General features: G+C 77.4%; 10 protein-coding genes. 3 read left to right on the top strand and 7 right to left on the bottom strand.

Annotated features, from left to right (window positions below):
* Nucleotides 1-57: 57 nt before the first annotated feature.
* Nucleotides 58-750 (top strand): signal protein, encoded by a 693-nt coding sequence (locus ACFCX4_RS28595; protein ID WP_376148384.1) that lies wholly within the window; start codon nt 58-60, stop codon nt 748-750.
* 23 nt (nt 751-773) lie between these two features.
* On the opposite strand, the gene ACFCX4_RS28590 is transcribed toward ACFCX4_RS28595, so the two are convergent.
* Nucleotides 774-2216, bottom strand: coding sequence for a pyridoxal phosphate-dependent decarboxylase family protein (locus tag ACFCX4_RS28590; RefSeq protein WP_376148388.1), 1443 nt, complete (start codon nt 2214-2216; stop codon nt 774-776).
* Between the two features lie 161 nt (nt 2217-2377).
* Nucleotides 2378-3826 (bottom strand): diaminobutyrate--2-oxoglutarate transaminase family protein, encoded by a 1449-nt coding sequence (locus ACFCX4_RS28585; RefSeq protein WP_376148381.1) that lies wholly within the window; start codon nt 3824-3826, stop codon nt 2378-2380.
* A 171-nt stretch (nt 3827-3997) separates the two neighbouring features.
* Between ACFCX4_RS28585 and ACFCX4_RS28580 the strand changes: the two genes are divergently transcribed.
* The gene (locus tag ACFCX4_RS28580) at nt 3998-4693 is read left to right on the top strand and encodes a class I SAM-dependent methyltransferase (RefSeq protein ID WP_376148379.1); all 696 of its coding nucleotides are present in this window, start codon (nt 3998-4000) and stop codon (nt 4691-4693) included.
* A gap of 170 nt (nt 4694-4863) precedes the next feature.
* On the opposite strand, the gene ACFCX4_RS28575 is transcribed toward ACFCX4_RS28580, so the two are convergent.
* Nucleotides 4864-5589, bottom strand: coding sequence for a response regulator (locus ACFCX4_RS28575; RefSeq protein ID WP_376148376.1), 726 nt, complete (start codon nt 5587-5589; stop codon nt 4864-4866).
* Nucleotides 5586-7253 carry an ATP-binding protein gene (locus ACFCX4_RS28570; RefSeq protein ID WP_376148373.1) on the bottom strand — a complete coding sequence of 556 codons (1668 nt, stop codon included), beginning with the start codon at nt 7251-7253 and terminating at the stop codon, nt 5586-5588. The genes ACFCX4_RS28575 and ACFCX4_RS28570 overlap by 4 nt, the downstream gene beginning before the upstream one ends.
* Nucleotides 7254-7456: 203 nt before the next feature.
* Here ACFCX4_RS28570 and ACFCX4_RS28565 point away from each other — a divergent pair, with 203 nt between their 5' ends.
* On the top strand, nt 7457-8866 hold the full coding sequence (locus ACFCX4_RS28565; RefSeq protein WP_376148370.1) for a cation:dicarboxylate symporter family transporter: 1410 nt from the start codon (nt 7457-7459) through the stop codon (nt 8864-8866).
* 131 nt (nt 8867-8997) lie between these two features.
* Here the strand turns inward: ACFCX4_RS28565 and ACFCX4_RS28560 are convergent, their stop codons facing one another.
* The 3 genes from ACFCX4_RS28560 to ACFCX4_RS28550 form a co-directional block, all read right to left on the bottom strand.
* Nucleotides 8998-9993 carry a hypothetical protein gene (locus ACFCX4_RS28560; RefSeq protein WP_376148367.1) on the bottom strand — a complete coding sequence of 332 codons (996 nt, stop codon included), beginning with the start codon at nt 9991-9993 and terminating at the stop codon, nt 8998-9000.
* A 42-nt stretch (nt 9994-10035) separates the two neighbouring features.
* Nucleotides 10036-10593, bottom strand: coding sequence for an RNA polymerase sigma factor (locus ACFCX4_RS28555; protein WP_376148364.1), 558 nt, complete (start codon nt 10591-10593; stop codon nt 10036-10038).
* A gap of 453 nt (nt 10594-11046) precedes the next feature.
* A partial coding sequence (locus ACFCX4_RS28550) for a cytochrome P450 (RefSeq protein WP_376148361.1) occupies nt 11047-11741 on the bottom strand: 695 nt, incomplete at its 5' end.

The raw sequence follows: 11741 nt of genomic DNA, 5'->3' as shown, positions 1-11741 counted from the left end.
GGTGATCGTCAGATCCGGGGGCGCGGATCCGCCGAGGCGCTCCTACACTTCGCGATCATGACTTCACGACGACCGGCCGCGCTGCTCCTCGGCGCGCTCCTCCTCACCACGGCCTGTACCTCCGCGTCCGGCCCCGGCTCCGCGGCCTCCGCACCGGCCGTCCCCACCACGGCGGCCGACGAGCCGGCCGAGTCGCCGCGCCCGCCGCTCGCGGTGCGCGCGCTGACCTCGGCAGAGGTGCAGTACGGCTGGTGGAACTGGGCCGCGGGCAGCCGGGCGGGCCGCAGCCCGGTGGCCGACCCGGACGGCCGCTGGTGCGCCGAGCGCCAGCACGAGGACATCTGGTACCTGGCCGGGACGACCGGCGGGGACACCGTCGAGCGGACCTGCGCCGTCCCGCTCGGCCTCCCGGTCCTGTTCCCGCTGGTGACGATCGTCGGCGAGGCCGCCGACTGCGAGGCCTTCATGGACCGGGCCGGGGGCTCCGCCACGCTGGACGGCGCCCCGCTGCCCGTCGAGCCGCTCGGTGCCACCCGGATCAAGCTGGTCAGCGTCGCCGGAAACGCCTTCGGGGCGACCGTCACGGACTCGGACAACACCTGGTCGTGCGGTCTCTGGGTGCGGCTGGAACCGCTGACCCCCGGGAACCACGAGCTGACGCTCCGGGGCGAGTCCGGACGGCCGGGCTTCTCGGTGGGGGTGGACTACCACCTGCGGGCGGCCGTGCCCACCCCCACCGGGGCCGTCTGACCGCGCCCCGGGCGGCGGGCCGGTCAGCGGGCCGCGCTCCACGCCTCCCGGCCGGCCACGACCACCTCGCCGAGCAGCCCGGCGACCTCCTCCGGCGTGCTGTGCGGGTTGAGCAGGGTCAGTTTGAGCCGGACCCGGCCCGGGCCCTCGCCGGGCAGTTCGGTGCGGCCGACCACCGCGCGGCCGGTGCGCAGCAGCGCCCGGCGCAGCTCCGCGTTGACCCGGTCGAGGGTCGCCGGGTCCCCGGCCGCCGGGTCCCCGGCCGCCGCCCCGGGCGGGCGGTAGCGGAACAGCAGCGCGGTGAGCACCGGTTCGGCGTGCAGTTCGAGTTCCGGCTCGGCCCGGACCACCGCGGCGGCGGTCAGGGCGAGGTCGTGGCAGGCGTCCACGAGCCGGCCGAGCCCGGCCCGGCCGAGGGTGCGCAGGGTGACGGCGAGTTTGAAGGCGTCCGCCCGCCGGGTGGTGCGCAGCGAGAGGCCCAGCAGGCTCGGGTAGCCGGCCCGTTCGTCGTCGGCAGGGTTGAGGTACGCGGCCCGGCGGGCGAGCGAGACGTAGGTCTCCGCGCGGCGGACCAGGAAGACCCCGGCGGGAGCGGGCTGCCAGCCGAGCTTGTGCCAGTCCAGTGCCACGGAGTCGGCCCGTTCGACGCCGGTGAGCAGCGGGGCGAGCCGGTCGGAGAGCAGCGCGCCGCCGCCGTACGCGGCGTCGACGTGGAGCCAGGCCCCGTAGCGGGCGGCGAGGTCGGCGACGGCGGGCAGCGGGTCGACGGCGCCGGTGTCGGTGGTGCCGGCGGTGGCGACCACGGCGACCGGGGTGCGGCCGGCCCAGCTCGCCTCGGCCAGGGCGCGTTCGAGCGCGGCCGGGTCCATCCGCAGCTCGCGGTCGACGTCGACCGCGACGACGGCCCGTTCGCCGAGGCCGAGCAGGGCGGCGGCCCGCTGGACGGAGAAGTGGGCGGCCCGGGAGGCGAAGATCCGGGGCCGGGCTCCGGCGGGCAGCGCGAGCAGGCCGTCGAGTTCGACGATGCCGTCGAGCCGCTGGTCGCGGGCGAGCATCAGGCCCATCAGGTTGGACTCGGTGCCGCCGGAGGTGAACACGCCGGCGGCCCGGGCCGGGTCGTAGCCGACCAGGCCCGCGAGTTCGGCGAGCAGCGCGGTCTCCAGCGCGGTGGCGGCGGGGGCCTGGTCCCAGGAGTCCTGGGAGGGGTTGAGGGCGCTGACGGCGAGGTCGGCGGCGGCGGCCACGGCGAGCGGCGGGGCGTGCAGGTGGGCGGCGCAGTACGGGTCGGCGGGGTCGGCGGCGCCGTGGGCGAGGAGTTCGGTGAGGCGGGCGAGCGCGCCGGGGCCGGTCGCGGCGGCGAGCGCCTCGTCGACCCCGGCGGCGAGGTCGGCGGGGCGGCCGGTGGGCAGCGGGCCGCCCCGGCGGGTGGCGCCGCTCTCCAGGGCGTCGAGGACGGTGGCGAGCAGCGGGCCGAGCGCGGCGGGGCCGCCGGCACCGCCGGAGAGCGCGTCCGCCGGGGCGTCGAGCGGGTCGCCCGGGTTCCCGGCACCGGTCGGGCCGTTCCCGTCCGCCCCGTCCCGGCCGGGTCCGGTGCCGTCGGGTCCGCTCCCGTTCGCCGCGCCCCCGTTCACCGCGCGCCCGCGGCGGTCCGGTCCTCCGGGGAGGACGCGGCGGCCGCGACGGCATCGGCGAGCCGGTCGAACACCGCGGCCGCCTGCTCGTCCGTGACGGTGAGCGGGGGCAACAGCCGCAGCACGGCGTCGTGCCGGCCGCCGAGTTCGACGATCAGCCCGCGCGCCAGGCAGGCCTCCCGGACCCGGACCGCGAGTGCGGGCGCGGCCGGCCGGGCTCCGCAGGCGTCCGGCTCCGCCGCCGGGTCGACGAGTTCCACACCGATCATCAGTCCGCGCCCGCGCACCTCGCCGATCACCGGGAGCTCGCCGGCCAGCGCGCGCAGCCGTTCGGTCAGCCGCCCGCCCACCTCGGCCGCGCGGGCGGCCAGCCCGTTGGCGGCGACGTACCGCAGGGTGGCGGCGCCGGCCGCCATGGCGAGGGTGTTGCCGCGGAAGGTGCCGGTGTGGGCGCCGGGCCGCCAGCCGTCGTACTCCTCGCGGTAGACGACGACCGCGAGCGGCAGACTGCCGCCGATCGCCTTGGAGAGCACCATCGCGTCGGGCAGGATCCCGCTGTGCTCGACCGCCCACATCGCACCGGTGCGGCCGACGCCGGTCTGCACCTCGTCGACGATCAGCGGGATGCCCCGCTCGGCGGTGATCCGGCGCATCGCGCGCAACCAGTCGTCGGGCGCCGGGACGACGCCGCCCTCGCCCTGGACGGCCTCCAGGATCATCGCGGCGGGCGGCACGACGCCGCCGGCCGGGTCGTCGAGCAGCCGCTCGGCGTAGGTGGCGGAGAGACCGGCGCCCGCGCTCCCGCCGACCCCGAACGGGCAGCGGTAGCCGTACGGGTAGGGCAGCCGGACCACCTCGCCGCCGCCGGGCAGCGGCTCCTTGACCGCGACGTTGCCGGTCAGCGCGAGGGCGCCGGCGGTCATGCCGTGGTAGGCCCCGGTGAAGGCGAGGGCGCCGGCCCGGCCGGTGGCGGTCTGCATCAGCTTGAGCGCGGCCTCGACGGCGTCCGTCCCGGCGGGGCCGCAGAAGTGCACCCGGGCGCCGTCGGCGAAGGCCGGGGGCAGGCTCTCGAACAGCGCGGTGGTGAAGTCGTCCTTCTCGGCGGTGGCGAGGTCGAGCAGGTGGAGCGGGGCGCCGCTGTCGAGGGTGCGGCGGATCGCCTCCAGGACCACGGGGTGGTTGTGGCCGAGCGCGAGGGTGCCGGCGCCGGAGAGGCAGTCGAGGTAGCGGCGGCCGTCGGCGCCCTCGACGGTCATGCCGTGGGCGCGCACCGGGACGATCGGGAACGAGCGCGCGTAGGTGCGGGCGGCGGACTCGCGGACGCGCTGGCGCCGCAGCACGGCGGCGGGGGCGGCGGTTCCGGGGGCGCTTCCGGACGCGGCTCCGGGGGCGGCGGCGGGGACGGGGACGGTCGGACCGGTGGCGGGCTCAGCGGCGAGCGTCAAGGCGGGCTCCCAAGAAAATTAGGTTAGCCTAACCTTACTTCTCCGGCGGCGCCCGGAGCCGCGGGGGGCGCCGGAACCACCCGTGCGAGTGACAACCGGCCCGTTTCCCCAACGAGCGGGCCGTCCCGGGGTCACGGCCCGGCGCCCGGCCGCCCGCGCTACCCTCGCCGCATGTCCCCCTCGCCCCCGCCCTCCCCCCGGTCCGCCGCCGCCGGCCCCGCCGACGGCACCGGCCCCGACGACGCGTACGCCGCCGAACTGGCCCGCACCCGCGAGTTCTTCGCCGTCCGCGCCGCCGACTGGGACGCCCGGTTCCCCGACGACGGCCCCCGGTACGCCGCCGCCGTCTCCGAACTCGCCCTGCGCGCGGGCGACTCGGTGCTCGACGCGGGCTGCGGCACCGGCCGTGCCCTGCCGCCGCTGCGCGCCGCGGTGGGCCCGTCGGGGCGGGTTCTCGGCGCCGATGTGACGCCCGAGATGCTGCACGAGGCCGCCGCCCGCCACACCGGCGCCGCCGCCCTGCTGCTCGCCGACTGCGCCCGGCTCCCGCTGCCGGACGCCGCGCTGGACGCCGTCTTCGCCGCCGGGCTGATCTCCCACCTGCCCGAACCGGCCCGCGCCCTGGGCGAACTCGCCCGGGTCGCCCGCCCCGGCGCCCGGCTCGCGCTGTTCCACCCCGTCGGCCGCGCCGCCCTGGCCGCCCGCCACGGCCGTGCGCTCACCCCGGACGACCTGCGCGCCGAACCCCGCCTGCGCCCCCTGCTCGCCGCGGCCGGCTGGCGCCTCACCTCCTACACCGACGTCGACGAGCGCTACCTCGTCCTCGCCGAGCGCACCCCGTCCGGGGGTGACCCGTCCAAGCGGTGACCCGGGGGTCCGTCGGTCCGGACCGACGCGCCGTCAGGTGATCGAGCCCTGCCGGGCGCACATCCACGGGCACTCAAGAACGCACCCGAACGGGCTTGTACGGCAGCGGAGTTCACCCGGCCGGCGGATCGTCCGGCGCCGCGACCGATCGGCCCGCCGGCCGTTGCCCGTCACCCGTCACCCGTCCAGCGGTAGCAGAGCTCGGGGCGGCCGACGGTGCCGTACCGGGGCTCGCGTGCGGCGAGGCCGGAGTCCACGAGGTGTTCCAGGTAGCGGCGGGCGGTGATCCGCGAGACGCCCGCGGCCGTACCGGTGGCGGCGGCGGACAGGCCGGTCCGGGCCGCCCGCAGCACCCCGGCCACCGCGTCCAGCGTCGGGGCGCTCAACCCCTTCGGCAGGGCGGTGCGTTCGGGCGAGCGGAGCAGCGCGAGCGCCTGGTCGACCTCGTCCTGCCCGGTGACCTGCCCGGTCCGGGCGAGGGTGTCCCGGTAGCGGGCGTAGCGCTCCAGGCGGTCGTGCAGCGCGGCGGCGGCGAACGGCTTGAGCAGGTACTGCACGACGCCGGCGGATACCGCCTGACGGACCATCGCGAGGTCGCGGGCGGAGGTGACGGCGATGACGTCGGCGCCGTGCCCGGCGGCGCGCAGCGTGCGGCACAGCCGGAGGCCGTGCCCGTCGGGCAGGTGGAGGTCGAGCAGCAGCAGGTCGACGGGGCTCCCGGCGGCCCGGGCGCGGTCCAGGAAGTGCAGCGTCTGCGCGCAGCCGTGCACGGTGCCCGCCGCCCGGAAGCCCGGTTCGCGTTCGACGTAGAGGGCGTGGGCGGCGGCGGCCACCGGGTCGTCCTCGACGACCAGGACGGAGATCTCGGCGCGTCCGGCCGGCGGCGCGCCGCTCACGGGGCCACCGCCGGGCTCCGGTGTCCGTCGGCGCTTCCGCTGGCCCGCCGGGCCGGCCGGGCCAGCGGAAGGCGGACGGTGAGCACCGCCCCGCGCTCCCGGCCGACCTCGACGGAGCCGCCGTTGCGCCGGACGGCCTGGGCGACCAGGGCCAGCCCGAGTCCGTGGCCGCGTCCGTCCTGCTTGGTGCTCCAGCCGCGCCGGAACACGTCGTCCACCGCGCCCGGTTCGATGCCGGCGCCGGTGTCGGCGACCCGCAGCAGCAGGTGCCCGCCGTCGATCCGGGCGGTGACGGTGACCTCCGGCGGTTCGGGGTTCCCGGCGGCGCCGGCGATCGCGGCGTCCACGGCGTTGTCGATCAGGTTGCCGAGGACGGTGATCAGGTCGCGCGCGCTCAGGCCGGGCGGCAGCACCCCGTCGTCGATCGAGCTGTCCGGGGTGAGCGTCAGCTCCACACCCCGCTCGGCGGCCTGGGCGGCCTTGCCGAGCAGCAGGGCGGCCAGCACCGGCTCGCCGACGGCGGCCACCACCCGGTCGGTGAGCCGCTGGGCCAGCGCGAGTTCGGCGGTGGCGAACTCCACCGCCTCGCGGTGGCGGCCGAGTTCGACCAGCGAGACGACGGCGTGCAGCCGGTTGGCGGCCTCGTGCGCCTGCGCGCCGAGCGCCTCGGTGAATCCGCGCACCGAGTCCAGTTCACCGCTGAGCGCCTGGAGTTCGGTGTGGTCGCGCAGGGTGAGGACCCGGCCGAGCCCGGTGCCGATGGTGGAGGTGTTGAGCACCACCACGCGCTCGGCGGTCAGGTGCACCTCGTCACGCACCGGCCCGGCCCCCGACACGGCCGCCAGCAGCGCCTGCGGCAGCCCCAGGTCGGCGACCGGCCGGCCCTCCACCGCCCCTTCCAGGCCGAGGAGTTCACGCGCCGCGTCGTTGCAGAGCACCACCCGGTGGTCGCGGTCGAGCAGCACCAGCCCCTCCCGGACGGCGTGCAGGGTGGCCTGGTGGTACTCGTGGAGGTGGCCGAGCTCGGCCGGCCCCATGCCGTGGGTGTGCCGCCGCAGCCGGGAGTTGGCGAGGTAGGTGCCGATCCCGCCGACCGCCAGCGCCCCGGCCGCGACGCCGACCAGGGCGAGCAGCGGCCCGCGCAGCTGCGCCGAGATGGACTGCACGGTGATGCCCGCGCTGACCAGGGCGACCACCCGGCGCCGCTCGTCCAGCACCGGGGTGACCACCCGCACCGAGGGGCCGAGCGTGCCGGTGTAGGTCTCGCTGCGGGTCTCCCCGGCGAGCGCCCGGTCGATGTGGCCGAGGAAGGGGCGCCCGATCTGCTCGGGCAGCGGGTGGGTCCAGCGGATGCCCGCAGTGTCCATCACGGTGACGAAGGAGATCCCGGTGCCGATCCGCACCTGCTCGGCGTAGGGCTGCAGCACGGCCGTCGGGTCGGGCCCGGCGACGGCGGCGCGCACGGACGGCGAGGCGGCCACCGCCCGGGCGACGGCGGTGACCTGGCGGCGGGCCGCGTCCTCGGTGCGGTCGGCGGTGAACAGGTAGGCGAGCACCGCCCCGCCGGCCACCACGGCGGCGACGATGACGACCTGGACGACGAAGAGCTGTCCGGCCAGGCTGCGGACCAGCCGGCGCGGCGGGAGGAGGGTACGCGCGGACATGCCTGTCAGTGTGCACCACGGCCCCCGCGGCCCGGTACGCCCCGGACGCCGGGGCCGCGGCGTGAACTCTATGAACGCAAGCGTGACCCGCGTCACGCCCGGACGCCATAGTCGGAGCGGCCCACCACCCGGGGCCACCGGGACCGCAGGGCCGCGCACCCCCACGCCGGCGCCCGCGGACGCAGCAGGGGAAGGAGCCGCGGATGTCGATCACCGGAGCAGCAGCGCCGGCGGGCGCGGGGGCGAAGGACCGCACGCACCACCTGTACCTCGCCGTCATCGCGGCGGTGGTCGCGGGCGTCGTGACGGGCCTGGCGGCACCGGAGTTCGCGATGGGGCTGAAGCCGGTCGGCACGGGCTTCGTCAATCTCATCAAGATGATGATCAGCCCGGTCATCTTCTGCACCATCGTGCTCGGCATCGGCTCGGTGACCAAGGCGGCCAAGGTCGGCCGGGTCGGCGGCCTGGCGCTCGGCTACTTCCTCGCAATGTCGACGGTCGCGCTCGCCCTCGGCCTGCTGGTGGGCAACCTGCTGGAGCCCGGCGGCGGCCTCCACCTGACCGCCGCGCTCGCCAGGTCCGGCCACGCCCAGGCGGAGGCCGGCGGCGCGCAGTCCACCACCGACTTCCTGCTCGGCACGATCCCGACCTCGCTGCCCTCCGCCCTCACCGAGGGCAAGGTGCTGCAGACCCTGCTGGTCGCGCTGCTCGCCGGCTTCGCCCTCCAGGCGATGGGCCCGGCCGGCGCCCCGGTGCTGCGCGGCGTCGAGCACGTGCAGCGGCTGGTCTTCCGGATCATGGCGATGATCATGTGGCTGGCGCCGGTCGGCGCGTTCGGGGCGATGGCGGCGGTCGTCGGCGCGACCGGCACGGCCGCGCTGAGGAGCCTGGCCGTCATCATGATCGGCTTCTACCTGACCTGCGCGCTGTTCGTCCTCGTGGTGCTCGGCACCCTGCTGCGACTGGTCACGGGCGTCGGCGTCCTCGCCCTGCTGCGCTACCTGGGCCGCGAGTTCCTGCTGATCCTCTCCACCTCCTCCTCGGAGAGCGCGCTGCCCCGGCTGATCGCCAAGATGGAGCACCTGGGCGTCGGCCGCCCGGTGGTCGGCATCACCGTCCCGACCGGCTACAGCTTCAACCTGGACGGGACCGCGATCTACCTCACCATGGCCTCGATCTTCGTCTCGGAGGCGCTGGACAGGCCGATGTCGGTGGGCGAGCAGTTGTCGCTGCTGGTCTTCATGGTGATCGCGAGCAAGGGCGCGGCCGGGGTCACCGGTGCCGGCCTGGCCACCCTTGCGGGCGGGCTGCAGTCGCACAAGCCCGCGCTGGTGGACGGGGTCGGGCTGATCGTCGGCATCGACCGGTTCATGTCCGAGGCCCGGGCGCTGACCAACTTCGCCGGGAACGCCGTCGCCACCGTGCTGATCGGGCAGTGGACCGGGGACTTCGACCGCGAGCGGGCCCGGAAGGTCCTGGCGGGCGAGGTGCCCTTCGACGAGCGCACCCTGGTGGACGCCCGCACCGGTCCGGCCGCCGGGCCGGCGGCGGTCCCCGGGGCCACCGCGCCGGCCGCACCCGCGGCGGTGGCCCCGGCGGCCACCGCTGCCTGAGCCACCCGCAGCACCCCTCGACTCCCCCGGTCCGGCGCCCCGCCCAACCCCCCGGAAAAGGCGCCGGACCGGGGGTTCACCGCGTCCGGGCCCGGCCGCCGCCGGACCCGGACGGACCTCCCAGGACCCGTTCAGACGTCCTCGGAGCCGCTGACCGCCCAGCTCAGACCGGTCGCCGGATCCTCCAGCGCGAGGTGCAGGTGGCGCAGCCGGTCCGCCGGGTCCTCCCAGGTGAAGCAGCGCATCCGCGCGATCAGCGCCTCCACCTCCGCCCGGACCGCCGCGGGCGGCCCGTCCACCCCGGTCATCGCCGTCAGCACCCGCCACAGCGCCAGCCGCCCGTGGGCCGCGCCGTGCGCCCGGTCGGCGACGCCTGCCTGCACCAGCGCCGGCCAGACGAGCGCGAACGGCAGGTACCCGCCGGTCACCCGCCGCCCGGGAGCGAGCTGCGCGGCGGCGCGCGGCGCCGGCCCCCGGACGCAGACCGCCCGTGCCCAGCCCGCCAGTTCGGCCAGCGCCCGGGTGGCCGGCTGTCCGGGCAGCGGGGCGCCGGGGGCGGGCAGCTCCACCGGGGCCAGCCCCTCCCGGCTGGCCGGCAGGGTCAGCAGGGCGCTGCGCGAACCGCCGTCCCGCAGGTACTCGCGCACCGGTGAGCGCTCGGCCCGGCCCACCGCCTCCCAGGGTTCCAGCAGCAGCGGGACGCCCTCCGGGTCCGGCTCCGCGTCCCGGGCCAGGTCCTCGCCGAGCAGCACCCGGGTCTGCGCGACCAGCCGGCGCACCGGGGGCGGACCGAGCAGCGGGGCGAGCCGCCGCCAGCAGTGCCGGGTCGCCAGCACCTCCCAGAGCGGCCCGGCGTCGTGGTCGCGCGCACCGGCGGCGGTGCCGGGCCCGCCGTCCCGGTCGAACAGCCGGGCGGCCACCTCGGGCGGCGCGGCGTACGCGATCAGATGGCCGAGCGGGGCGGTCGCCACGGCGGCCCGCTCGTGCGCCGCGCCGCCGCCCGCGCCGCCCTCCGACAGGTCGAGCGCGACGGCGGCGGCACGGGCCTGCCGGTAGGCGCCCAGCAGTTCGATCCAACGGCCCTCGTCGGCCAGCGAGCGGAGCCGGTGCTCCTCGTACGTGATCACGGTTCAGCGTACGGGCGCGACCGGGCGGGAGCTGACAGGCCGTCAGTCCGGTGCGTCGGGAAGGGGCGGCGGCGGCCCGGCCGGGGGGCGGGGCACGGACGGCGGCCCGGCCGCGGCGCGGGGCGCGGGCGGCGCCCCGCGCTCGCGTTCGAGCAGGACCCGCAGCCGTTCCAGCGCCCGCCGCCGGGTGAGGGCCAGGGTGGAGCGGTGCACGCCGAGCAGGGCCGCGGCCTCCTCCAGGCCGTACCCGTCCAGGTCGACCAGCAGCACCGCCCGGGCCTGCTTGGCCGTCAGGCAGCGCAGCAGCCGGACCACCTCCCAGTGCGCCTGCAGTTCGGTCACCCCGTCGCCGGCCGCGGCCTCGGTCTCGTCCGCGGCGTCGAGGGGCAGCGCCCGGCGGCGGTCGCGCCGCCACTCGTCGCGCACCACGTTGACCATGGTGGTGAAGGCGTAGGCGTAGGGCTGCGGGTGACCGAGGAAGCGGTCGGGGCGCCGGGCGATCCGCAGGTACGCCTCGTGCACGACGTCCCCCGCCCCGGACGGGCTCCCGAGCAGCCGTGCCGCCGCCCGGTGGAGCCGGGGCAGCAGTTCCGTGAACACCCGGTCGAACTCCGCCGCTCCGGGCCCCGGCCGGGTTCCCGGTTCCGGTCCGCCCTGACAGCCTGCCGCGACAGCCATGCCGCTCCCCCCGGAAATCGCCACCCCGAAGGCCTGCCGGCACCCACCGGCCGCCGGCCGGTGACGCCCGTCACATCATAGATCGCCGACGCACCGCCGGTCAGTCGTTCGCCGGTACCGGCGGGGTGCCCGCCGCTGGTCGGACGGACTCCGGCGCCGAGCGCAGCCGCTCCGGTGCGGTGAGGACATCCCACCGCGTCAACAGCGCGGCGGGTGGTGCCCACCGCGGCGCGCGGAGAGCACCGGCGCGGGAGCATCGCCGCACGGCCCGCCCGGGCAGCCGCACGGCGGCCGGGCCGAGGAGGTGTGCGGCCGCGGGGCCGCACCACCACCGCCGCCGGCCACCCAGCCCTCGCCCCCGTCAGCCGTCAGCCGTCAGCCGCGCGCTGTCAGCCGGACCCGCATCGGGCTCCGCACCTGGAGCGTGATGCCCTGCCCCAGCCGCACCCCCCGGTCGACCGCCTCCAGGTCGAACTCCCGCAGCAGCGAACCCAGCGCCAGCACCGCCTCCAGCATCGAGAAGTGCTGCCCGATGCAGGCCCGCGGCCCGCCCCCGAACGGGTACCAGGCGTACCGGTGGCGCGCCTTCTCCCGCTCGGGCAGGAAGCGGTCCGGGTCGAAGCGGTCCGGGTCCGTCCAGTGACCGGGGTGCCGGTGCGTCACCCACGGGGCCAGGATCACCTGGGCGCCGGCCGGGATCACGTGCCCGTCGATCACCGACTCGGCCACCGAGCGGCGCCCCATCTGCGAGGCGGCCGGGTAGAGCCGCATGGTCTCCTTCAGCACCCTGGTCAGGTACGGCAGCGCGTCCAGGTCGGCGGCCACCGGCTCCCGGCCGCCCAGCACCGCGTCCGCCTCCAGCTGGGCCCGGCGCCGCTGCTCGGGGTGCTTGGCCAGCAGGTACAGCGCGAACGCCAGCGAGGTCGCCGTCGTCTCGTGCCCGGCGAGCAGGAAGATCAGCACCTGGTCGCGCAGCTCCGCCGGATCGAGCCGTTCGCCGTCCTCGCCCCGGGCCTCGGTCAGCAGCTCCAGCAGGTCGTCCGGGCCCGCCGGGCCCCCGGGCCCGGGCC

The organism is Kitasatospora sp. NPDC056327 (genome assembly GCF_042261735.1).
Classification (GTDB): Bacteria; Actinomycetota; Actinomycetes; order Streptomycetales; family Streptomycetaceae; genus Kitasatospora.
Note: the sequence above shows the minus strand (reverse complement) of the source record. Positions and strands in the feature narration are given on the sequence as shown.